Below are 21,701 nucleotides of genomic sequence, written 5' to 3'. Positions count from 1 at the left end.
TCGCCGTTTCCGGGCGATATCCAGCCGTCCAGCACACAGCCAGCCACGAACATGACCGCAGACACCGATCACCGGCCCTACTCCATAAACGCTGGCCCATGACGGGGAAACCGCCAAGGTCATCTTCGACTGGATAGGCCAACGTATATAGAAGGGCACGCGCGGCCCGCCCAGCGAGCGACCGAAGCGCGCGACCCAAGCGGGACCGAACCGCGCGACGGGATCGAGGACGGGGCGGAACGCGGCTCGCCCAGCGCACGACCGGAGCGGGCACGGGCCGCAGTGGGCTGGGACAGCAAAGATCGCGGGCTGCGGTCGTACCCACGGCGAAGTCCGTGTGGAACGACCGCGACCCGCGATCTCAGAGCTCGACCCACCCAGGCCAGGTACCGACGTCCGGGCCGCGGCACGACCGCGGCCCGGTGACCGTCAGTCCCGCTCGGCCAGCGTGATCTCGATGCCGCCGACCAGGTCGGCGCAGACGTTGTAGATGAAGGCGGACAGGGTGGCCAGCGCGGTGAACAGCACCACGTTGATCGCGCCCAGAATGGCCGAGGTGCCGATCACGCCGCCGGCGCTGATGCGGAACGCGCCGCCGCCGCCGTTGGACGTGAACAGGTCGGCCAGGGTGCCGTTCAGCGAGTTGAACACACCCATCGCGTCCAGCGCGAGGTAAAGCACCGACGTCGCCACCACGATGACGACGAGCAGCACGAACGACACCGCGAAGGAGAACTTCATCACCGACCACGGGTCGATGCGCTTGATGCTCAGCCGGGCCCGGCGCGGTCCGCGCGAGGCGGACGTGCCGGCGCTGGAGCGCGCGGCCCGGACCGCTTCGGTGACGCGTACGGCGCCCGCGCTGGCGCTGCTGACCACCGAGCGCAGCGCCGATGAGCCGGCTGCCGCCCGACCGGTCGCGGCGGCGGGTCTCTCGGCGCTGGTGGCGGTCTCGCCCTCCGGCACCGGCATGCCCGCCGGTCGCGTGTACGTGGCAGCACCGCTGCTACCAGCCTGGTCCTGGGCCGGGGTCGGCTCGGACTGATCTGCGGGGACTGTCGCGCGGCCCACGGCCGCCCGGCCGGTCGCCGCGCCGGCCTCGCCGCCGTCCTTCTCGACCGGGTTAGCCGGTGCCCCCGCGGCACCCGACATCGCCTGTGTCTCCGTCATGCACTAGTCCTGTTCGTCCGGCTCATCGGCATTGCGGGCAATGGCGACGAGGGTTACGCCTTCTGGGAGGTCCATCAGCTTGACACCCATTGTGTTCCGATCGCGCGTCCGCCGCACGGGCTTCACCGGAGTTCGGATAACTCCGCCGTTGCTCGTGATAGCGAAGAGCTCGTCTTCCGGGCTGATAACGACCGCACCCACCAGTCCGCCACGGCGTTCGGTGATCTTTGCGGTCAGTACGCCCTTACCGCCCCGGCCCTGGACCGGGTACTCGTCGATCGGGGTGCGCTTGGCGTAGCCGCCGTTGGTGGCCACGAGTACGTCCAGCACGTCCATGCCGTCGCGGACCACCTCCATCGCCAGCAGCTCGTCGCCGTCGCCGAAGCGCATGCCGATGACACCCGAGGTGGCCCGGCCCATCGGCCGCAGCGCCTCGTCGGTCGCGTTGAACCGGATCGCCTGCGCCTGCTTGCTCACCAGGAGCAGGTCGTCCTCGGCCGCGATCAGGGCCGCGCCGACGAGCTCGTCGTCGTCACGCAGGTTGATCGCGATGATGCCCCCGCTGCGGTTGGAGTCGAACTCCGCCAGCGCGGTCTTCTTGACCAGGCCGTTCTTGGTGGCGAGCACCAGGTACGGCGCGACCTCGTAGTCGGCGATCTCGATCACCTGGGCGATCGACTCGTCCGGCTGGAAGGCGAGCAGGTTGGCCACGTGCTGGCCCTTGGCCACGCGCGAGGCCTCCGGGAACTCGTACGCCTTGGCGCGGTAGACCCGGCCCTTGTTCGTGAAGAACAGGATCCAGTCGTGCGTGGAGCAGACGAAGAAGTGGCTGACGATGTCGTCCTGCCGCAGCGTCGCCCCGGAGACGCCCTTGCCGCCGCGCTTCTGCGAACGGTAGAGGTCAACCTTTGTCCGTTTGGCGTACCCGGTTCGGGTGATGGTGACGACGACGTCCTCGCGGGCGATGAGGTCCTCCATGGAGACCTCGCCGTCGAACGGGATGATCTTCGTCCGGCGCTCGTCGCCCCACTTGGCCACGACGTCGCCGAGCTCCTCGGAGATGATGCGGCGCTGGCGCTCCGGCTTGGCCAGGATGTCCTTGAGGTCGGCGATCTCGAGCTCGATCTTGGCGAGCTCGTCGATGATCTTCTGACGCTCCAGCGCGGCCAGGCGGCGCAGCTGCATGTCGAGGATCGCGGTCGCCTGGATCTCGTCGACGTCGAGCAGCTGCATGAGGCCGGTCTTGGACTCCTCCGCGCTCGGCGCGCGGCGGATGAGGGCGATGACCTCGTCCAGCATGTCCAGCGCCTTGACCAGACCGCGCAGGATGTGGGCCCGCTCCTCGGCCTTGCGCAGGCGGTACGCGGTCCGGCGCTGGATGACCTCGATCTGGTGCGTGACGTAGTGCAGCAGGAACTGGGCCAGGTTCAGCGTGCGCGGCACGCCGTCGACCAGGGCCAGCATGTTGGCGCCGAAGGTCTCCTGCAGCTGGGTGTGCTTGTAGAGGTTGTTCAGCACCACCTTGGCGACGGCGTCGCGCTTGAGCACGAGCACCAGCCGCATGCCCGTACGGCCCGAGGACTCGTCGCGGATGTCGGCGATGCCGCCGAGCTTGCCCTCCTTGACCAGGTCGGCGACGCGCTCGGCGAGGTTGTCCGGGTTGACCTGGTAGGGCAGCTCGGTGACGACCAGGCAGGCACGGCCCTTCTTGTCCTCCTCGACCTCCACCACGGCGCGCATGCGGATGGAGCCGCGGCCGGTGCGGTAGGCCTCCTCGATCGCGGAGGTGCCCACGATCAGGCCGCGGGTCGGGAAGTCCGGGCCCTTGACGATGCGGATGGCCTCGTCCAGGACGGTCGCCTCGTCGGCCTCCGGGTTCTCCAGGCACCACTGCACGGCCTTGGCGATCTCGCGCAGGTTGTGCGGCGGGATCTTCGTGGCCATCCCGACGGCGATGCCCTCGGAGCCGTTGACCAGTAGGTTCGGGAAGCGCGACGGCAGGATCGTCGGCTCCTGGTTGCGGCCGTCGTAGTTCGGGACGAACTCGACCGTGTCCTCGTCGATGTCGCGCAGCAGCTCCATCGCGAGCGGGAACAGGCGGCACTCGGTGTACCGCATGGCCGCGGCGGGGTCGTTGCCCGGCGAGCCGAAGTTGCCGTTGCCGTCGATCAGCGGGTAGCGCAGCGACCAGGGCTGGGCCATGCGGACCAGCGAGTCGTAGATCGCGGTGTCGCCGTGCGGGTGGTAGTTGCCCATCACCTCGCCGACGACGCGGGCGCACTTGAAGTAGCCGCGGTCGGGGCGGAAGCCGCCGTCGTACATCGCGTAGAGGATCTTGCGGTGCACGGGCTTGAGGCCGTCGCGCACGTCCGGCAGGGCGCGGCCGACGATGACGCTCATCGCGTAGTCGAGGTACGACCGCTGCATCTCCACCTCGAGCCCGACGGGCTCGATGCGCCCGTGGACGCCGAAGTCCTCTTCCGGCCTTGGGTCGGGAGTCTCGCTCACTGTTTAAAACTCTTTCCCACGTCTATAGCTGAGAAGCTGTGGATAACGCTGTGGATCAGGGGCCGTCCTGTGGATAAACGTGCTGTTTACCCACAGGACGGCATACGGCGTATCAGATGTCCAAGAACCGGACATCTTTCGCGTTGCGCTGGATGAACGAACGGCGCGCCTCCACGTCCTCACCCATCAGCACGCTGAAGAGCTCGTCGGCGGTTGCCGCGTCGTCCAAGGTCACCTGGCGCAGGGTGCGGGTACCCGGGTTCATCGTGGTCTCCCACAGCTCCGGGTAGTTCATCTCGCCCAGACCCTTGAACCGCTGGATGTCGTCCGGCTTGGCGTTGGGCTTGGTCTCCTGGCGCAGGCGGATCAGGCCGTCGCGCTCGCGGTCGGAGTACGCGTACTGCGCGTCGTCGCCCTTCTTGTTCCACTTGATCTTGAACAGCGGCGGCGAGGCGAGGTACACGTGGCCGAGTTCCACCAGCGGCCGCATGAACCGGAACAGCAGCGTGAGCAGCAGCGTCTGGATGTGCTGGCCGTCGACGTCCGCGTCGGCCATCAGCACGATCTTGTGGTACCGCAGCTTCTCGATGTCGAACTCGTCGTGGATGCCCGTGCCCAGCGCCGTGATCAGCGCCTGGACCTCGTTGTTCTTGAGCACCTTGTCGATGCGGGCCTTCTCGACGTTCAGGATCTTGCCGCGGATCGGCAGGATCGCCTGTACCCGCGGGTCGCGGCCCTGCTTGGCCGAGCCGCCGGCCGAGTCGCCCTCGACGATGAACAGCTCGCACATCTTCGGGTCGGTCGACTGGCAGTCGGCCAGCTTGCCCGGCATCGAGCCCGACTCCAGCAGCGACTTGCGCCGGGCCAGCTTGCGCGCCTGGGCGGCGGCGATGCGGGCACGGGCCGCCTGGGAGGCCTTACCGATGATCATCTTGGCCTCGGCCGGGTTGCGCTCCAGCCAGTCCGCCAGCCACTCGTTGCAGACCTTCTGCACGAAGCTCTTGACCTCGGTGTTGCCGAGCTTGGTCTTCGTCTGGCCCTCGAACTGGGGGTTGCGCAGCTTCACCGAGATGATGGCGGCCAGACCCTCGCGGATGTCCTCGCCCGAGAGCTTCTCGTCGCTCTTGAGGATCTTCTTGTCCGCGCCGTACTTGTTGACGATGGTCGTCAGCGCCGCACGGAAACCCTCTTCGTGCGTGCCGCCCTCGTGCGTGTTGATGGTGTTCGCGAACGTGTAGACGCTCTCACCGTACGACTCGTTCCACTGCATCGCGATCTCGAGCGCCATGCCGTCGGCCTCGGCGTCGAACTCGACGACCGACTTGTGGATGGGGCTCTTGGTGTTGTTGAGGTGACGCACGAAGTCGGAGATGCCGCCCTTGTAGCAGAAGGTCACCTCGCGGATCTCGACCTCCTCGTCACCAGCGCCGGCCAGCGGGCGCTCGTCGCGCAGCGCGATGGTCAGGCCCCGGTTGAGGAACGCCATCTCCTGCACCCGGCGGTAGATGGTCTCGAAGTTGAACTCGACCGTCTCGAAGATCGTCGGGTCCGGGTAGAACGTCACGCTCGTGCCGGTCTTGGTGGTGGGTTCACCCTTCACCAGCGGCTCGGGCTTGGTGTTGTTGTAGCGCTGGGTCCAGACGAACCCGTCCTTCTTGATCTCCAGGTCGATCCGGGTGGACAGCGCGTTCACCACCGAGATGCCGACACCGTGCAGACCACCGGAGACCGCGTACGCCTCGCCGTCGAACTTGCCGCCGGCGTGCAGCACGGTCAGCACGACCTCGACGGTCGGCCGCTTCTCCTTCGGGTGCATGTCGACCGGGATGCCACGGCCGTTGTCCACCACGCGCACGCCGCCGTCGGCCGTCAGCGTGATCAGGATCGTGTCGCAGGCTCCCGCGAGCGCCTCGTCGACGGCGTTGTCGACCACCTCCCAGATCAGGTGGTGCAGACCGCGCTCACCGGTCGAGCCGATGTACATGCCCGGGCGCTTGCGAACCGCCTCCAGGCCCTCCAGAACGGTGATCGACGATGCGTTGTAGTCCTTCTGCGCTGCCACTCTCAATCCCTCCTCCGCCGCCACAGGCGGCGGGGACAAACGTTCCGGCCTGCACGCCCCGCTTCGGCGGGGCCGGGGTCCGTCAGACCTGGTCATGAGCGTCACGGGGCGTGCGTCGCACACCTGCCGGCCAGCGGCGGACGCGACGACCCACCCGGTGTCGCGCACGACGGTCCACCCAGTGTTCCTACTCTGGCAGCGATCCTACTTGGTCGAGCCGACAATCGCCGCACGGGAGCACCCCCAGTACGCCGTTTCGCACCCCTCAGGGCCACGTAGCCGCCCGAACGGCTCCGGTCGCAACTCCCCCCACGGCTGAGTGGGCATGCTCCCCGCCTCGACGGCCGGAGCGCCGATCCGCGCGACCTGAGCGCCGTTCGGGCGAGAAGCACCGGTTCAGAGGGTCGCGCCGGGGCACCAATATGCCGTAAGTTGCGCTCGCCCCCTGTGCTCGCCATGACCGGCAGAGCCGGGACGCAAACCCCTACGCGAGAGGCTGAGATGGGGCTGGACAACGTCGCCGTGCAGTGGCCACGCACCGGGCGCTTCTACGACCCGGTCGCACCCGCGGAATTCGTCGACTTCGCCGAGCTGGCCGAGCAGCCGTCCACGGCGGCGCCGACGGCGGCGCTGGCCGGGCACATCGCCCGCACCGGCACGGTGCGGGCGACGGCCTACACCGAGGTGATCGACCTGCTGCTCGGCCTCAAGGGTGTGCTCTACGCCACCGAGGCCGCCGAGGAGGACGAGGACCCGGTCATCGACCCGGACGGGTGCGCCTGGATCGCCGGCGGGCTGGAGAAGTTCGTGGCTGGCCACCGGCCCCACGGCGAGACCGTCACCTTCGACAGCGTCGCCGCCGTGCTGCGGGCCGCCCTGTCCGACTCGCGCCTGCCCGAGCAGCAGCTGCGCTGGCTCGAGCAGCGCCTGGACGCGCTGCGCGAGGAGACCGACGGCGACCCGCAGTGGAGCTTCCCGCTCTCGGAGTTCGGCGTGCTCGCCCACTTCTACCGCCGCTGCGCCGACCGCGGCTTCGCGGTCTACGCCGAAAGTTGATCCACCCGTGCCCCGCGTCGACGGGGCACGGGATCAGATCCGGAGTATCAGGACTGCTCGTCGCCGGGCCCGGCCTGCGCGCCCGGGCGGCGGCGGCGCAGCAGGAGCCAGCCGCCCAGGGCCACGATGACGACGGCGGCGCCGGTGGCGACCAGTACGCCGTACGACAGGTCGCCGTTGACCGGCACCTCAGGTGCCGCGCCGAGCGACTTGTTGCCGATGCACAGGTCCGTCCGGCCCTCGCGGCTGTAGACGAAGTAGCGGTTGCCCTCGACGAAGTCGAAGCCGCAGCTCGGCCCCTCCACCGCAGTCTTGATCTCCACCTCGCCCACGGCCTGGCCCTTGACCACCGACTCGACCTTGAGGGTGGCGGTGAGGTCGCCGGAGCCGCCGTTCAGGAGCGGACGGTCGGTGTCCACCACCACCCCGGTGAAGGCCAGATCCGCCCATTCCAGGGACTCGGCCGGTTTCGACTCGGCGCAGCTGCACGCACACGCCGTCGTGGTCGGGCCGAGCACCAGTAGAGATGCCGTCGACAGCACGACGGCCAGAGTCGCCCACAGTTTCCGCATGGCACTCAGACAGCCGGGTCGGCCGCCGGGTTCCCGCTCAGCCGTAGGTGTCGCCGGGGCCGGAGCCGCGCACCCGCTTGCGGCCGTGCGACCACGAGGGCGCGGCCGGGCCGTGGATGTGCAGCTTGGTGACGACGTTGTGGCCGACCACCCCGGCGATCCGGCCCAGGATGGTGCGCGCCAGCAGCCGCAGCTGGGTGGCCCAGGCGGTCGACTCGGCCTCGACGGTCAGCTCGCCGTTCTCCAGCTTCACCGGGCGGCTGTGCGCGGCGATGTCCGGGCCGACGACCTTCTCCCACTCCCCGAAGACGGTCGCCTCGGCGGTGGGCCGCTGCCAGCCCCGCTGCTTCATCAGCTTGGCCAGCACGTCGCCGAGCTTGGCCGGGTCGCGCGGGTCCGGCCCAGGGCCGGAGTAGCCGCGCGGACGGTAGCGCCGGTTGGTGTCGGTCTGCGCGGCCGCCGCCTCGATGCGGGCGGCGCGCTTCTTGAGCGCCGCGTCGAGCGCGGCCCGGGCCAGCTGCGGGCCGTTCGACTCCGGCTTCGGCGTCGGTACGGACTCAGACACGCGCCACCTCCCCCGGCTCCACCCGGAATCTTGCCCCGCGCAGCGACGCGGGCACATCAGCCTCCACGGCACAGGTCACGATCACCTGGGCCGCGTCGGCGATCAGCCCGGCCAGCCGCTCCCGGCGCCCCGTGTCCAGCTCCGCGAAGACGTCGTCGAGCACCAGCACCGGCTCGATCCCGTCCGCCCGCAGCAGGCTGTACCCGGCCAGCCGCAGCGCCAGCGCGTACGACCAGGACTCGCCGTGGCTGGCGTAGCCCTTCACCGGCAGGTCGCCCAGGCGCAGCACCAGGTCGTCGCGGTGCGGCCCGGCCAGTGTCGTGCCCCGGGCCACCTCGTCGGCGCGCACCTCGGCCAGCGCCGCCAGGATCGCCTCCGCAGTCGGCTCGGCCACCGACCCGCGGTACTCGGCCACCGCCTTGCCCGTCCCGGCGCTCACCTGCTGGTAGGCGTCCTCCAGGTACGGCGAGAGCTGCTCGACCAGGGCAAGCCGGGCCCGCAGCAGCTGCGCCCCGTGCTCGGCGAGGTGGGTGTCCCACACCTCCAGGGTGCTCAGGTCGCCGCCCTGCCGGGTCACCTTGCGCGTCAGGTACGCGGTGCGCAGCAGGGCGTTGCGCTGCTTGAGCACCCGCTCGTAGTCGGCCCGCACCGCGGCGAACCGGGGCTGCCGGGCCGTCAGCAGGTCGTCGAGGTAGCGGCGGCGCTGGTCCGGGTCGCCGCGCACCAGGGACAGGTCCTCGGGGGCGAACAGCACCAGCCGCAGCGCGCCGAGGATGTCGCGGGGGCGGCGCGCCGGGGAGCGGCCCAGCCGGGCACGGTTGGCCCGGCCGGGGACGATCTCCAGCTCCACCAGCAGCTCGCGCTGCTCGTGCACGATCGCGCACCGGATCACGCCGGTGCTCGCGCCGACCCGGACCAGCGGCGCGTCGGTGGAGACGCGGTGGCTGGCCAGGGTGGCGACGTAGCCCATCGCCTCGACGAGGTTGGTCTTGCCGACCCCGTTCGGGCCGATCAGCACGTTCGGTCCGGGCTCGAGGTCGACGCCCACCCGCGCGTACGAGCGGACGTCGACGAGTTCGAGCCTGCGGACGTACACGCCAGACTCAGCCGGCGGGCTTGGTGTCGACGGCGCGCACAGCGTGCCCGCCGAACTGGTTGCGCAGCGCGGCGATCGCCTTCATCGCGGGCGAGTCGTCCTGGCGGGACTCGAACCGGGTGAACAGCGCCGCCGAGATCACGTGCAGCGGCACGGCGAGGCGGATCGCCTCCTCGACGGTCCAGCGGCCCTCGCCGGTGTCGTCGGCCCAGCCCTTGATCTTGTCCAGGTGCGGGTCGGCCTCCAGCGCGGCGTCCATGAGGTCGAGCAGCCACGACTTGACCACGGTGCCCTCGCGCCACGACTTGAAGACGCCGGGCACGTTGGTGACGAGCTCGGACGCCTCCAGCAGCTCGTAGCCCTCGGCGTAGGCGTGCATCAGGCCGTACTCGATGCCGTTGTGGACCATCTTGGCGTAGTGGCCGGCGCCGACCGGGCCCGCGTGCACGAAGCCGAACTCGCCCGCGGGCTTGAGCGCCTCGAAGACCGGCATCAGCCGGGCGATGTGCTCGTCGGAGCCGCCGGCCATCAGACCGTAGCCGTACTCCTTGCCCCAGACGCCGCCGGAGACGCCGACGTCGACGTAGCCGATGCCCTTGGGCGACAGCCGCTCGGCGCGGGGGCCGTCAGAGCTGAACCGCGAGTTGCCGCCGTCGATGATGACGTCGCCGGGGCTGAGCAGCCCCGCCAGCTCGTCGATCACCGGCTCGGTGACCGCGACGGGCACCATCACCCACACCGCGCGCGGGGCGTCGAGCTTGGCGACGAGGTCGGCCAGGCTTTCGGCGTCCGAGATCTGCGGGTTGTGGTCGTACCCGACGACGTCGTGACCGGCCTCGGTGAGGCGGTCCCGCATGTTGCCGCCCATCCGACCCAGTCCGACCAGTCCGAGCTGCATGTCTTCCCCCTTGGTGCGGTTGTGCTGTGTTGGTGCCCTGGTGCTACCCGTCTGGGTCAGCGGCCGACCCGGATCGGCATGATCAGGTAGCGGAAGCCCGGGATGGCCGCGCCCTCGGCGTCGGCGGGGGTGATCACGGCCGGCTTGAAGGGGTCGTTGAACGAGAACACGGCGGTCGGCGCGCCCAGCGCCGCCAGCCCCTCGATGAGGTACTGCGGGTTGAACGCGATCGTCATCGCCTCGCCGGTGAACGTGGCGTCCATCGCCTCGCTCGCCCGGGCCTCCTCGGTGCCGCCGGCCTCGACCACGAGACCATCCTCACTGAAGCTCAGCCGCACCGGAGTCGCTTTCTCGGCGACGAGCGAGACGCGCTTGACGACCTCGACCAGCGACGAGACGGCCACCCGGGCCTCGGAGGCGTAGCTGGGCGCGAACAGCGACCGCACCGGCGGGTACGACTGCCCGTCGAGCAGGCGGCTGGTGGTGCGCCGGGTGCCGCCGACCTTGGCGCCGCCCACGAAACCGATCATGCCCTCACCGGCGCCGCCGCCGGCGAGGGCGATGGTCACGTCGCCGCCGGTCGGGCCGAGGGTCTTGGCCGTGTCGGCCAGGGTGCGCGCGGGCACCAGGGCGTTGACGCTGATGGAGTCGTCGTCCGGGGTCCAGGTGATCTCCCGGATGGCCAGCCGGTACCGGTCGGTGGCGAGCAGGGCCAGGGAGTCCCCGGTCAGCTCCAGCCGCACGCCGGTCATCATCGGCAGCGTCTCGTCGCGCCCGGCCGCGATGGCGACCTGCGCCACCGCCGAGGCGAACACGGCCGCGTCCACGCGACCGGCGCTGGCGGGCAGCTCCGGCAGGGTCGGGTAGTCCTCGACCGGCATCGTCGGCAGGGTGAACCGGGCGCTGCCGCAGACCAGCTCCAGGTGCGCGCCGACGGCGGCGATCTCGACCGGCTTGGCCGGCAGCGCCTTGGTGATCTCGGCGAGCAGGCGGCCGGAGACCAGCGTGGCCCCGTCCGCGTCGGCCTGGACCTCGACGTCCACCTGGTTGGAGACCTCGTAGTCGAAGCCCGAGACGTGCAGGCGGCCGTCGGCCACGCGCAGCATCACTCCGGCGAGCACCGGCACCGACGGGCGGCTGGGCAGGCTCTTGGCCGTCCAGGCCACGGCGTCGGCGAGCGCATCACGCTCCACTCGGAACTTCATCTTCAGCCTCCATGGTCACGTTGATGCTGCCTTGCTGACCGGTAAAACCTTAGGACCCTGCGGGCGATCTCTTCTCGGGGACCCCTGTGCACAGTGAGGCCGTACGGCATCCACACCTGCCCGCTCCCCGGTGATTGTTTGTTTTCTCTCTTAGAGATAACTGACGTCTTCATCATCGGTGCTGTGGAAACTGTGGATTACGCCTGTCTTCGCAGCTCAGGGCACTTGTGGGCCTGTGGAGGGGCGGTGGACAGCGCGTGGATAACCGGCCGGTTTCTCCACAGGCCCGGCTTCGTCCACCGGTTGTCCACCGGCGTCCACAGGTTATCCACCGTCAATCCCCAGGGTTTCTCCCCAATCTGTGGACACCGGGGCCGTACGTCCTCCACAGCGATATCCACCGATCTTGCGCCGCTGTCCACGGATCATGGCCCTGCGTCCACAGCCCGTCCACACCCTTTCCACAGCAAGATTTTTTGGCCGTTCTTCGTCCACATGCGTCCACAGCCCGTCCACAAGAAATCCACCGGGTTATCCACGGGGTTTTCCACCGTCGCTGTGGACAACGAGGCAGTGGTTCGACAGGTCTCGATGGCCCCGCGATCATCCCCAGCCTGTGCACAACGGGTGGGGAAACATCCTTACCCGGGGGTACGACAGCCCTGGTCCACCGATGCGAACGCCCCGCGCGGCGGTGTGCCGGGCGGGGCGTTCGAGCTGGCTGCGGAGAGCTGTGGAGAAAGAGGTCAGATCTGCTTGATGCGGTTGGTCAGCTCGGCGATCTGGTTGTAGAGCGAGCGGCGCTCGGCCATCTGCTGCCGGATCTTCCGGTCGGCGTGCATGACCGTGGTGTGGTCGCGGCCGCCGAAGGCCTGCCCGATCCGGGGCAGCGACAGGTCGGTCAGCTCGCGGCACAGGTACATGGCCACCTGGCGGGCGTTGACCAGCACCCGCGAGCGCGAGTGCCCGCGCAGGTCCTCCAGGCTCACCCCGAAGTACTCCGAGGTCGACATCATGATCTGGTCGGCGGTGATCTCCGGGGCCGCGTCGTCGGGGATGAAGTCGCGCAGCACCTCCTCGGCGATGGACAGCTTCACCTGCTCCCGGCTGAGGTTGGCGTACGCGGTGACCCGGATCAGCGCGCCCTCGAGTTCGCGGATCGAGTTCGACACCCGGGAGGCGATGAACTCCAGCACGTCCGGCGGCGCCAGCAGCCGCTCCTGCGCCGCCTTCTTCTGCAGGATCGCGATGCGCGTCTCCAGGTCCGGCGGCTGGATGTCGGCGAGCAGGCCCCACTCGAAGCGGGTCCGCAGCCGGTCCTCCAGCGTCGACAGCGCCTTGGGCGAGCGGTCGGAGGTGATGACGATCTGCTTGTTGGCGTTGTGCAGGGTGTTGAAGGTGTGGAAGAACTCCTCCTGCGTCCGGTCCCGCTTCTCCAGGAACTGGATGTCGTCGATCAGGAGGATGTCCACATCCCGGTAGCGGCGCTGGAAGGCACTGGCCTTGTCGTCGCGGATCGAGTTGATGAAGTCGTTGGTGAACTCCTCGGTCGACACGTACCGGACGCTGCGGGCGTGGCCGAGCTCCTGCGCGTAGTGGCCGATGGCGTGCAGCAGGTGGGTCTTGCCGAGGCCGGAGCCGCCGTAGATGAACAGCGGGTTGTAGGCCTTGGCCGGCGATTCGGCCACGGCTACCGAGGCGGCGTGGGCGAACCGGTTGGACGCGCCGATGACGAAGGTCTCGAACCGGTACTTCGGGTTGAGCTTGTTGCCGCCCGACTCCCACTGCGAGCCGGGGGTGGCGCCGGGGCGCCGCTCGTCGCGCATGGCACCGAGCCCGGCCCGCGGGTCGACCGGGCCGGTGCCCCGGCCGGGGCCCGAATCAGGCGGGCCGTCGCGGTCGGCTGCGCGCATCGGCGCGGTGCGGGCGGGCACCGGCGGCTCGGGATGGCGCGGCGCGGGTACTCCGAACAGCGCGTCCTCGCCGTCCGCGGGCGGCGCGACCGCGGGGTGCTCGACGGGCGCGGCAGGGAACGGAGTGGGTGTAGAGAAAGAGGAGACAGGTGGGGCGGCCGAGTACTCCGGCGCCGCCGTCGTGGGCGGGGCGGCCGGGCGGGCGCCGGACTCGTCGGGCGGCCGGATCTTCACGGCGACCTGGACGGGGCGGCCCATGATGCGCGACAGCGTGTCGGTGATCGCGGTCCGCAGCTTGATCTCGATGACCTCGCGGATGAACGCGTCCGGGACGCTGAGCAGGACCAGGTCGTCCACCACGGCCAGCGCCTGGGTCAGCCGCAGGTACGCCCGGTGCTGCGCCGAGACGATCTCGTCGGCGAGCTCCTCGGTGGCCGCCAGCCAGACGGCGTTGAGGTCGCTCACCGGTTCGCCTCGTTCATGCGCTGACCCTTCGGTTGCCGTGTGCGTCTGGTCCAGTCCGGGGCACCGGTGCGGTCAGCACCGCCATACCGCTGCGATCAATGACGGGTTGGTCACAGACCGTGGTTTTCCCCCGGGTTATCCCCCGAAAGCGCGGGGTTCTCCACAAGTTATCCACAGGCTGTGTGTCGATCGGTATCCGGGGTCCGGCTACATCAGTCGTCCGCGCGCACCGAGACGGCGCATGGCAGACGGCCCACCGTGCCGAACGAGCCACCGTATTGCCCGGTTTTGCGAAAACCGCCACAATTAGCGGTCAGTCCTCCCGGCCAGGCACCACGGCACGCTAACAGGGTTATCCACAGGCGTCCACTCGTTGTCCACAGCTTCACTCTCGGTGAGTGTTGATGACAACACCCTCGGTGGCCGTCGAGCGGACGCTGTTGACACGACGAGTGAGCTGCGCAGATTTCTTGGCGGGCATCGACGGCACGTGTACCCTGGGGCGGTTGCTCCATCACCCTCTGCTAGGGTGTCGGTTGCGGCCTATGCCCCCGGTCAGAACGGTGTCGAGTTCCTTCTCGGTGCGTCAGCGGCCGGGTGCCCACCCGCGAATAGCTAGTACTTCCCCGCATCGAAACGTGCGGGGCGATCCCCAGGAGACCTGACGTGAGCAAGCGCACGTACCAGCCGAACAACCGTCGGCGCGCGAAGACCCACGGCTTCCGGCTGCGTATGCGGACCCGTGCCGGTCGCGCGGTGCTGTCCTCGCGCCGTGCCAAGGGCCGCGCCCAGCTGGCGGTCTAGAGCCCTCCGGGCCTGACGCGATGCTGCCAGCGGCGCACCGGTTGAGGCGGAGCAGTGACTTCGCCACCGCCGTGCGCGCCGGCCGCCGAGCAGGACGCGGTGCCGTCGTGGTGCACCTGATGGTGCCCACCGGTGTCGAAGCACAGACCACGGCGTGGTCGGAGCGGGAAACCGTTCCCGACCACGCCGTTGTCATGCCCGGGAACGGTCCGGCCGAACCGGCCCGGGTCGGCTTCGTGGTCTCCAAGGCGGTGGGTAAGGCCGTGACCCGCAACACGGTCAAGCGGCGGCTGCGCCACCTGGCCGCCGAGCGGGTGGCCCTGCTGCCCGCCGGAGCGCTGCTGGTGGTGCGTGCCCAGCCGTCGGCGGCCACTACGCCGTACGCCCAACTCGGCCGCGATCTCGACGCCGCGCTCACCGCGGCGGCCCGCGGCCGCGCGGACCGGGCTCCGCGCCCCGCCCCGACGGGAAACAGGACATGAGCCCGAGCGAGGTCCCGCGACCTACGACACTGCCCGGTCGCGTGCTGGCACTCCCCATCATCGCGTACCGTCGTTGGGTGAGTCCGGGCCTGCCGGCCCGCTGTCGGTTCTACCCGTCCTGCAGCGCATACGCGCTGGAGGCGATCGCACGCCACGGCGCGCTGCGGGGGTTCTGGCTCGGGGTCCGGCGGATCGGGCGCTGTCACCCCTTTCACCCGGGCGGATACGACCCAGTGCCACCCGCACGCGAAAGCCGCCGCAGTACTGATGTGACTGGAGCAACACCCTCATGATGGGACTGATCTACTCGGTCATCTCCTGGCTCTTGTTGGCCTGGCACAGCGTGTGGGACAAGGTCCTGCCGGGAGTGGACTTCCTCAAGACGAACTGGGACTGGATCCTCGCGATCATCTTCCTGGTGCTGACGGTCCGCGCCGTCCTGTTCCCCCTGTTCGTGAAGCAGATCCGCTCGCAGCGGGCCATGCAGGCGCTCCAGCCGCAGCTCAAGGCGCTGCAGGAGAAGCACAAGGGTGACAAGGAGACGCTCCAGCGCGAGATGATGGAGCTGTACCGGCGCGAGAAGGCCAACCCGCTCATGGGCTGCCTCCCGCTGCTGCTGCAGATGCCGGTCTTCATCGGCGTCTTCCACATCCTCAAGCGCCTGGGCACCGGCACCAGCGACAAGACCCTGTACGGCTGGACGGTCGCGCAGTTCGACAGCGGCGCCGCGGCGAAGCTGTTCGGCGTCTCGATCGGCGCGACCTTCCGCGACGGCGGGTCGGCCGCGGTGCTCTGCGGCATCCTGGGCATCGTCATGATCGCCACCACCTACATGACCAGCCGCCAGATGATCCTCAAGACCGGCTGGTCCGAGGACCCCACCCAGAAGACCATGCAGAAGCTGATGCTGTACGGCATCCCGGCGACGCTGATCATCTCCGCGGTGGCGTTCCCCCTGGGTCTGATCATCTACTGGACCACCACCAACCTGTTCTCGCTCGGCCAGCAGATGTGGGTGCTGAAGAAGTACCCGCCGCCGAAGATGGGCGGCAAGGCCGAGCCGAAGGTGCCCGTGGACCCCGAGGTGGCCAAGGCGCTCGCGCCGAAGGTCGGCGCCAAGCCGTCCAACAACCCGAAGCGCAAGTCGGTGAAGAAGAACGTCGGCTGAGGCCGACCGCCACCCCCCGCAGACCTGCCCGCGACCGGCGCGCTTCGGCGCGCCGGGCACGGGATTTGATGGATCGAATACCACGGAGAAGAACGTGACGGACCAGACTGAGCTGGACGACGTGGCAGTCGAGCGCCTTGGAGCTGCCGAGGACGGCGTGGCGGAGGAGATCGACGACGTCGACGACGTCGCCGCCGAGGGCGACGAAGAAGACGACGCTGAAGGCGACGCTGAAGGCGACGAGGAAGACGACGCCGAGGACGAGGAAGACGACGAGGACGCTGAGGGCGAGGACGCCACGGCGGCCCCGAAGCGCAAGGCGGCGACCGACGCGGACCTGTTCCGGCAGAGCGAGATCGCGGCGGACTACATTGAGGGCCTGCTCGACATCCTCGACGCCGACGGCGACATCGACGAGCTGGTCTCGGCGGGGCGCCCGGTCGTCGAGGTGGTCGGCAGCAAGCTGCAGTCGCTGGTCGGCCCACGCGGTGCGACCCTGGAGGCGCTGCAGGAGCTGACCCGCCTGGCCATCTTCAAGCAGACCGGCGAGCCGAGCCGACTGCTGCTGGACGTGGGCGGCTACCGGGACCAGCGCCGCAAGGAGCTGGGTGCGCTGGCCAAGAACGCGGTCGAGAAGGTCAAGCAGCACGGCGAGGCCGTCAAGCTGGAGCCGATGTCGGCCTTCGAGCGCAAGTGCGTGCACGACGTGGTGAACGCGTCGGCGGGCGTGCAGAGCGAGTCGGAGGGCGTCGAGCCCAACCGCCGGATCGTGGTCCGTCCCGCGTGACTTCCGACGACTTCACGGAGCCGGTCATCCCCGCTGGGGTGGCCGGCTCCTCTCTCTCCGCCGAACTGCTGCCCGCCGCCCAGGCCCTGTTCGGGCCGCGGCTGCCGCTGGCTTCCCGGTACGTCGAACTGCTGGCCACCGACGGGGTGGTCCGCGGTCTGATCGGCCCGCGCGAGGCCCCCCGCCTGTGGGACCGCCACCTGCTGAACTGCGCCGCCGTGGCGGAGCTCATTTCCCCGGCCGCCACGGTGGTCGACGTGGGCTCTGGCGCCGGATTGCCAGGTATCGTGCTGGCAGTGGCTAGACCGGATATTTCCGTCATCTTGGTCGAGACACTGGCACGTCGGACATCATTCCTGGAAGAAGTCGTCTCCGAACTCGGCCTGGCCGAGCAGGTCAGCGTCGTACGCGGGCGAGCCGAGGAGCAGGTGGGCCTGATCACCGCGGACGTGGTCACCGCCCGCGCCGTCGCCCCGCTGGACCGGCTCGCGGGCTGGTGCCTGCCGCTCGCCGCGGTCGGCGGTCGCCTGCTGGCGCTCAAGGGCGCCTCGGCGGCCGAGGAGATCGCGGAGCACGGGGCGGCGGTGGCCCGGCTCGGTGGCGGCACCCCCGTCGTCCGTCAGTGCGGGGTGGGCCTGATCGAGCCCGCGACCACGGTCGTGGAGATCGTCCGGGAGCGCGAGGCCGTGCCGAAGACAGCCAGGCCGTCCAAGCGGGCGAGCCGCGGAGGGCGCCGGCGCTAGCGCGACGCTAGCTCGACCCGCGGGCACCCTCCACTCACGGGAGGGGTGCAGCGGTGGCGAAGCAGCGAGCGGGCAGGTCCGGGATGCCGGTGCGGATACAGCTGCCGTCTGCTCTCTCGGTCGCCCTCGCCCCTCCCCTGCCCCGGTACCTTGCGACCACCCTTCCCTACGCCATGCGCCGAGCGGTTGCGGCGCATGGCGACGGCTGCACCTCATGGACGCCGGGTTTATTCGTCTATGTCCTTCCACTCGGCGGTGCTGCGACTGCCCGAGTGGACGACCGCGGTAGCGTCGGCCGCCCGACCGCCGTAGGCTGGCCGCGCGTCGATAATGTGGATCCGACTGTCGCGGGTGCGGATGCACCGCCGGCAGAGACGCCAGCGCGCGCCGGACCCGCCGGCGCCGCCATCCGATCCGATGCGGGCAGGGATGACACGGTGCAGGAATACGGCATGAGCCTCCCCCGGGGCTCCTACGGCGTTGTTTCACGTGAAACATCAACCCCGGCGCAGCGCGGCGCCGCCGACCGAGTGGTCGGTGCGCGGCCAACCGCCTCGAACGTCTACATGTCGAGCACGACCACCCCGGGCGCGGTTCCTGGCGGCTCTGGTGGTCCGGACGCGACGGGCTTCCGGGCGACGGCGTCGGTGCCGCCGCCCAGTGGCGTACCAGCGGTGGAGGCCTCGTCCCCGCCGCACGGCGCCACCGGCTATGTGCCGGCGTCGGCTCCCCCGGCGACCCGGCCCGCACCATCCCCACGCCCTCAGCCCAGTTCTGCGCATGTCGGGGCTGAGGATCAGAACGCCACCGCGTACGGTGCTTCTGACGTGAACGCGACACCTGGCGATTCGGAGGACCCACCGTTGGCAATGGAAGCGATGCGCGCCGTGCAGATCCTGAACCCGAGCGGCGAGGTGACAATGCCTCGGCCGACCCGGCAGCGCGTCATGTGCGTCGCGAACCAGAAGGGTGGCGTCGGTAAGACCACCACCACCGTGAACCTCGCGGTGGCGCTGGCCCTCTACGGCAACCGGGTGCTCGTGGTCGACCTCGACCCGCAGGGCAACGCCTCTACCGGACTGAACGTCCCGCACCACGCGGGCGTGCCCGACGTCTACGACTGTCTGATCGACCAGGTGCCGATGCAGGAGGTGGCGCAGGCGGTCGAGGGCATCCCGAACCTGTACTGCGTACCGGCGACCATCGACCTGGCCGGTGCGGAGATCGAACTCGTCTCGGTGGTCGCCCGCGAATCCCGGCTCGGCCGCGCGATCCAGTCGTTCCCCATGGAGTTCGACTACGTCTTCATCGACTGCCCGCCCTCGCTCGGCCTGCTCACGGTCAACGCGCTGTGCGCCGCGCAGGAGGTGCTGATCCCGATCCAGTGCGAGTACTACGCGCTGGAGGGTCTGAACCAGCTGCTGAACAACATCAACCTGGTGAAGGCGCACCTCAACCCGAGCCTGGACGTCTCCACCATCCTGCTCACCATGTACGACCGCCGCACCCGGCTGGCCGACGCGGTGGAGCAGGACGTGCGCAACCACTTCGGCGAGAAGGTGCTCACCTCCGTGATCCCCCGCAACGTGCGGGTTTCGGAGGCGCCGAGCTACGGGCAGTCGGTCATGACCTATGATCCCGGTTCGCGCGGAGCCACCAGCTACTTCGAGGCCGCGCAGGAGATCGCCGAGCGCGGCGCGAAGATCGGAGTCGTGGCATGACCGAGTGGAGTGACGTCGAGGGCGAGGTGCGGGCATGACCGCCCCCAACCGACCCAAGGGAGGTCTCGGGCGCGGCCTAGGTGCCCTCATCCCGACCACCCCGGCCGCGGGCGTTCCCGCCCCGGCGCCGGTGGCACCCGCCCCAGCCGCCCCCGCTCCCCCGGCTGAGACCGCCGCCCCCGCCGCGGCGGCGGTGCCGGTCGAGGCGGTGCCGGCGCCGGTCGTACCCGTACAGCCGAGCGGTTCGGAGCTCGCGCCGGTCCCCGGCGCCCGCTTCGCCGAGGTGCCGGTCGACTCGATCGTGCCCAACCCGAAGCAGCCCCGCCAGGTCTTCGACGACGAGATGCTGGACGAGCTGAAGATCTCCATCCAGGAGGTCGGCTTCCTGCAGCCGATCGTGGTGCGCGAGATCGGGCCCGACAAGTACGAGCTCGTCATGGGCGAGCGCCGCTGGCGGGCGGCGCAGGCGGTCGGCAAGGAGATGATCCCCGCGATCGTGCGGGACACCCGCGACGACGCCATGCTGCGCGACGCGCTGCTGGAGAACATCCACCGGGCGCAGCTGAACCCGCTCGAGGAGGCTGCCGCCTACCAGCAGCTGCTGGAGGAGTTCGGGGCCACGCACGACGAGCTCGCCAGGAAGATCGGCCGCAGCCGGCCGCAGATCTCGAACACGATCCGCCTGCTGAGCCTGCCGCCGCAGGTACAGCGGCGGGTGGCGGCCGGGATCCTGTCGGCGGGGCACGCACGGGCGCTGCTGAGCCTGGACAAGCCTGAAGCTCAGGAGCAGCTGGCCGCGAAGATCGTGGCCGAGGGGCACTCGGTGCGCGCCACCGAGGAACTGGTGAAGCTCGCGAACATGGACGACGACCAGGGCAAGGAGCCGGCCGCGGCGCGACGTCCGAAGCCGCACGCTCCGGCGCTGGTCGACCTGGCGGATCGCCTGTCGGACCGGTTCGACACCCGGGTGAAGGTCGACATCGGCCGGAGCAAAGGAAAGATCACCATAGAGTTCGCCACGGTGGACGACCTGGAGCGGATCGTCGGGATCATCGGAGTCGAGAAGTAATCTATTAGGTCAATGAAGCGGGTCGCCTGAGGGCGGCCCGCTTCATTTTGTCTGGCCGACAGGCTGCGCACCGCATCTGCCAGCACTTGCTCGCAGCATGTCGTCGAGGCGATGGCTGCGTCTGTTCCCGTAGACCAGGCTGCTCGTGAGCACGCTCTGGACGGTCGGCCGGTACCCACGGTCCCCCGGCACCTGACTCGGTCTGCTGGCGGTTGCCCGCAGGGGTCCGGGCCGGGTAGCCGTTGCCAAGATCAGATCGCTTCGGAGACAGGCACTGGAGAGGCACCCGCGGCCCACCGAGTCCTTTCTCCGCACCCGAAGCCAGACCTGTGAAGCTCACCCGCCCCGCCACAGTCGTCGACGCCGGAAGGTCGTGTTGCGATGGCGGGTCAGTAGTGGCTCATGCGTCCCCGGAGTTTCTGTCCCCATGACGAGGGTGGTCGTGCAGATGCCGTCAGGGGCACCCGGCGACGTGTGGACGCCGAGTGCCCCTGTACGCGACCTGGGTGGATGGTCGGTGCGAAGGACGTCTGTCAGGCCGCGGTACGGGACAGGTCCATGATCCAGTTGGTGGTCCAGGTGTGGCCCTCGTCGAAGGAGAACGCCTGCTGCCATCGGGCAGAGTCGGCACCGTCCGTGGTCCACTCGAACCGGACCTTGACGGGTCGCCCGCCCAGGACGTCGTCGCAGTCGAAGACCCCTCTGCCGTCTTGCCACCGGCCTACGACCGGCGGGTCGAGGTGACCGGGGCGCCGACTGGAGGCCCACCAGATCCGCCACAGCTTCGCCTCAGGGTCGAACTGGCGCAGGGTGAAGCCCTCGAACGGGTCCTCGTCAGGCGGGGCGTCCGTCCAGATCCGGTCGACGTGGCCGAGGCCGCCCAGGATCGGTTCGGCGTGGGCGGTCGCGTCGAATCCGATCCACTCGGTGCAGGCTGGGTCGGTGACGGCGCGGAGCTTGCGGTTGCGTACCCGCCATCGGCCGAAGATGAAGTCGAAGTCGGCACGGCCGTCGTCCATGGTGTTCTCCTCTTGCATGCCCAGGTGTCTCCGTCGGCCTGATCATGCCTGCCGCCTCTGACATGGCCAGCCGACCGATGGTGTCAGGCGGGGGCGTCCGCATCACTGGGTGGTTGTCCCTGCCGCCCGATGGCGTTGATCGGCTAGACGTGCCGACGGAGGGCGAGTTCTGGTCCGAGCGAAGAGGCGGGTAGGGGTGGGCACTGGGCACGGGTGGGTGTGGGCATCGGCCGGCCAGGCCGATAGCGACACGGGTGGTCGAAAAAGGGCACCTGCGGTTGGAGGGCCAACCCTGCCGAGGTCCCCGGCTTGCCGGCTGGGGTGGTACGCCCACACAATCCGGTGCCGGGGTGCCGGGGTGCCGGGGTGCCGGGGTGCCGGGGTGCCGGGGTGCCGGG

Annotated in this window: 19 protein-coding genes; 9 read left to right on the top strand and 10 right to left on the bottom strand. The window is 69.6% G+C overall.

Annotated features, from left to right (window positions below; all coding sequences use genetic code 11):
• Positions 1-429 precede the first annotated feature (429 nt).
• The 3 genes from QEZ54_RS24525 to gyrB all read right to left on the bottom strand — a co-directional run bounded on the left by QEZ54_RS24525 (position 430) and on the right by gyrB (position 5,746).
• Positions 430-1,170, bottom strand: coding sequence for a DUF3566 domain-containing protein (locus QEZ54_RS24525; protein ID WP_281307074.1), 741 nt, complete (start codon positions 1,168-1,170; stop codon positions 430-432).
• A gap of 3 nt (positions 1,171-1,173) precedes the next feature.
• On the bottom strand, positions 1,174-3,678 hold the full coding sequence (gene gyrA / locus QEZ54_RS24520; RefSeq protein WP_281307073.1) for a DNA gyrase subunit A: 2,505 nt from the start codon (positions 3,676-3,678) through the stop codon (positions 1,174-1,176).
• 112 nt (positions 3,679-3,790) lie between these two features.
• Complete coding sequence (gene gyrB, locus QEZ54_RS24515) at positions 3,791-5,746, bottom strand: DNA topoisomerase (ATP-hydrolyzing) subunit B (protein WP_348650565.1); 1,956 nt, start codon at positions 5,744-5,746, stop codon at positions 3,791-3,793.
• Between the two features lie 495 nt (positions 5,747-6,241).
• Here gyrB and QEZ54_RS24510 point away from each other — a divergent pair, with 495 nt between their 5' ends.
• Complete coding sequence (locus tag QEZ54_RS24510) at positions 6,242-6,796, top strand: hypothetical protein (RefSeq protein WP_281307071.1); 555 nt, start codon at positions 6,242-6,244, stop codon at positions 6,794-6,796.
• A gap of 47 nt (positions 6,797-6,843) precedes the next feature.
• Here the strand turns inward: QEZ54_RS24510 and QEZ54_RS24505 are convergent, their stop codons facing one another.
• The 6 genes from QEZ54_RS24505 to dnaA all read right to left on the bottom strand — a co-directional run bounded on the left by QEZ54_RS24505 (position 6,844) and on the right by dnaA (position 13,510).
• The gene (locus QEZ54_RS24505) at positions 6,844-7,368 is read right to left on the bottom strand and encodes a hypothetical protein (protein ID WP_281307070.1); all 525 of its coding nucleotides are present in this window, start codon (positions 7,366-7,368) and stop codon (positions 6,844-6,846) included.
• A 37-nt stretch (positions 7,369-7,405) separates the two neighbouring features.
• Positions 7,406-7,933, bottom strand: coding sequence for a DciA family protein (locus QEZ54_RS24500; RefSeq protein ID WP_281307069.1), 528 nt, complete (start codon positions 7,931-7,933; stop codon positions 7,406-7,408).
• Positions 7,926-9,029 (bottom strand): DNA replication/repair protein RecF, encoded by a 1,104-nt coding sequence (recF, locus tag QEZ54_RS24495; RefSeq protein ID WP_281307068.1) that lies wholly within the window; start codon positions 9,027-9,029, stop codon positions 7,926-7,928. The genes QEZ54_RS24500 and recF overlap by 8 nt, the downstream gene beginning before the upstream one ends.
• 7 nt (positions 9,030-9,036) lie before the next feature.
• Positions 9,037-9,927 (bottom strand): phosphogluconate dehydrogenase (NAD(+)-dependent, decarboxylating), encoded by an 891-nt coding sequence (gene gnd, locus QEZ54_RS24490; RefSeq protein ID WP_281307067.1) that lies wholly within the window; start codon positions 9,925-9,927, stop codon positions 9,037-9,039.
• A 56-nt stretch (positions 9,928-9,983) separates the two neighbouring features.
• Complete coding sequence (gene dnaN, locus QEZ54_RS24485; protein WP_281307066.1) at positions 9,984-11,132, bottom strand: DNA polymerase III subunit beta; 1,149 nt, start codon at positions 11,130-11,132, stop codon at positions 9,984-9,986.
• A 746-nt stretch (positions 11,133-11,878) separates the two neighbouring features.
• Positions 11,879-13,510, bottom strand: coding sequence for a chromosomal replication initiator protein DnaA (gene dnaA, locus QEZ54_RS24480; RefSeq protein WP_281307065.1), 1,632 nt, complete (start codon positions 13,508-13,510; stop codon positions 11,879-11,881).
• 666 nt (positions 13,511-14,176) lie between these two features.
• Between dnaA and rpmH the strand changes: the two genes are divergently transcribed.
• From rpmH to QEZ54_RS24440, 8 genes are all read left to right on the top strand, one after another.
• A complete protein-coding gene (gene rpmH / locus QEZ54_RS24475; RefSeq protein ID WP_212828526.1) occupies positions 14,177-14,314 on the top strand; it encodes a 50S ribosomal protein L34 in 138 nt (45 codons plus the stop codon).
• Positions 14,315-14,334: 20 nt separating this feature from the next.
• Positions 14,335-14,796 carry a ribonuclease P protein component gene (gene rnpA / locus QEZ54_RS24470; protein ID WP_281307064.1) on the top strand — a complete coding sequence of 154 codons (462 nt, stop codon included), beginning with the start codon at positions 14,335-14,337 and terminating at the stop codon, positions 14,794-14,796.
• A complete protein-coding gene (gene yidD, locus QEZ54_RS24465; RefSeq protein WP_281307063.1) occupies positions 14,793-15,089 on the top strand; it encodes a membrane protein insertion efficiency factor YidD in 297 nt (98 codons plus the stop codon). Before rnpA ends, yidD begins: the two co-directional genes overlap by 4 nt.
• Positions 15,086-15,964: a membrane protein insertase YidC gene (yidC, locus tag QEZ54_RS24460; RefSeq protein WP_281307062.1), complete on the top strand. Its 879-nt coding sequence runs from the start codon at positions 15,086-15,088 to the stop codon at positions 15,962-15,964. The genes yidD and yidC overlap by 4 nt, the downstream gene beginning before the upstream one ends.
• Before the next feature lie 94 nt (positions 15,965-16,058).
• A complete protein-coding gene (locus QEZ54_RS24455) occupies positions 16,059-16,751 on the top strand; it encodes a R3H domain-containing nucleic acid-binding protein (RefSeq protein WP_281307061.1) in 693 nt (230 codons plus the stop codon).
• Between the two features lie 38 nt (positions 16,752-16,789).
• Entirely contained in the window at positions 16,790-17,494 is a 705-nt protein-coding gene (gene rsmG, locus QEZ54_RS24450) for a 16S rRNA (guanine(527)-N(7))-methyltransferase RsmG (protein WP_281307216.1), read from the top strand.
• A 452-nt stretch (positions 17,495-17,946) separates the two neighbouring features.
• Positions 17,947-19,215, top strand: coding sequence for an AAA family ATPase (locus QEZ54_RS24445; RefSeq protein WP_281307215.1), 1,269 nt, complete (start codon positions 17,947-17,949; stop codon positions 19,213-19,215).
• A 34-nt stretch (positions 19,216-19,249) separates the two neighbouring features.
• On the top strand, positions 19,250-20,284 hold the full coding sequence (locus QEZ54_RS24440) for a ParB/RepB/Spo0J family partition protein (RefSeq protein WP_281307060.1): 1,035 nt from the start codon (positions 19,250-19,252) through the stop codon (positions 20,282-20,284).
• Positions 20,285-20,817: 533 nt separating this feature from the next.
• On the opposite strand, the gene QEZ54_RS24435 is transcribed toward QEZ54_RS24440, so the two are convergent.
• Positions 20,818-21,303, bottom strand: coding sequence for a hypothetical protein (locus QEZ54_RS24435; RefSeq protein ID WP_281307059.1), 486 nt, complete (start codon positions 21,301-21,303; stop codon positions 20,818-20,820).
• Positions 21,304-21,701: the final 398 nt, after the last annotated feature.

Source organism: Catellatospora sp. KI3, from assembly GCF_029948125.1.
Lineage (GTDB): Bacteria > Actinomycetota > Actinomycetes > Mycobacteriales > Micromonosporaceae > Catellatospora.
The sequence above is the reverse complement of the archived record's forward strand: the minus strand, read 5'-3'. Positions and strand labels throughout refer to the sequence as shown.

Excerpts from the sequence above, each read along its gene's own strand:
- QEZ54_RS24525 (WP_281307074.1), bottom strand. The coding sequence starts at position 1,170 with ATGACGGAGACACAGGCGATGTCGGGTGCCGCGGGGGCACCGGCTAAC.
- QEZ54_RS24510 (WP_281307071.1), top strand. The coding sequence starts at position 6,242 with ATGGGGCTGGACAACGTCGCCGTGCAGTGGCCACGCACCGGGCGCTTC.
- QEZ54_RS24505 (WP_281307070.1), bottom strand. The coding sequence starts at position 7,368 with ATGCGGAAACTGTGGGCGACTCTGGCCGTCGTGCTGTCGACGGCATCT.
- gnd (WP_281307067.1), bottom strand. The coding sequence starts at position 9,927 with ATGCAGCTCGGACTGGTCGGACTGGGTCGGATGGGCGGCAACATGCGG.
- dnaN (WP_281307066.1), bottom strand. The coding sequence starts at position 11,132 with ATGAAGTTCCGAGTGGAGCGTGATGCGCTCGCCGACGCCGTGGCCTGG.
- rnpA (WP_281307064.1), top strand. The coding sequence starts at position 14,335 with ATGCTGCCAGCGGCGCACCGGTTGAGGCGGAGCAGTGACTTCGCCACC.
- yidD (WP_281307063.1), top strand. The coding sequence starts at position 14,793 with ATGAGCCCGAGCGAGGTCCCGCGACCTACGACACTGCCCGGTCGCGTG.
- yidC (WP_281307062.1), top strand. The coding sequence starts at position 15,086 with ATGATGGGACTGATCTACTCGGTCATCTCCTGGCTCTTGTTGGCCTGG.
- QEZ54_RS24445 (WP_281307215.1), top strand. The coding sequence starts at position 17,947 with ATGAGCCTCCCCCGGGGCTCCTACGGCGTTGTTTCACGTGAAACATCA.
- QEZ54_RS24440 (WP_281307060.1), top strand. The coding sequence starts at position 19,250 with ATGACCGCCCCCAACCGACCCAAGGGAGGTCTCGGGCGCGGCCTAGGT.
- QEZ54_RS24435 (WP_281307059.1), bottom strand. The coding sequence starts at position 21,303 with ATGGACGACGGCCGTGCCGACTTCGACTTCATCTTCGGCCGATGGCGG.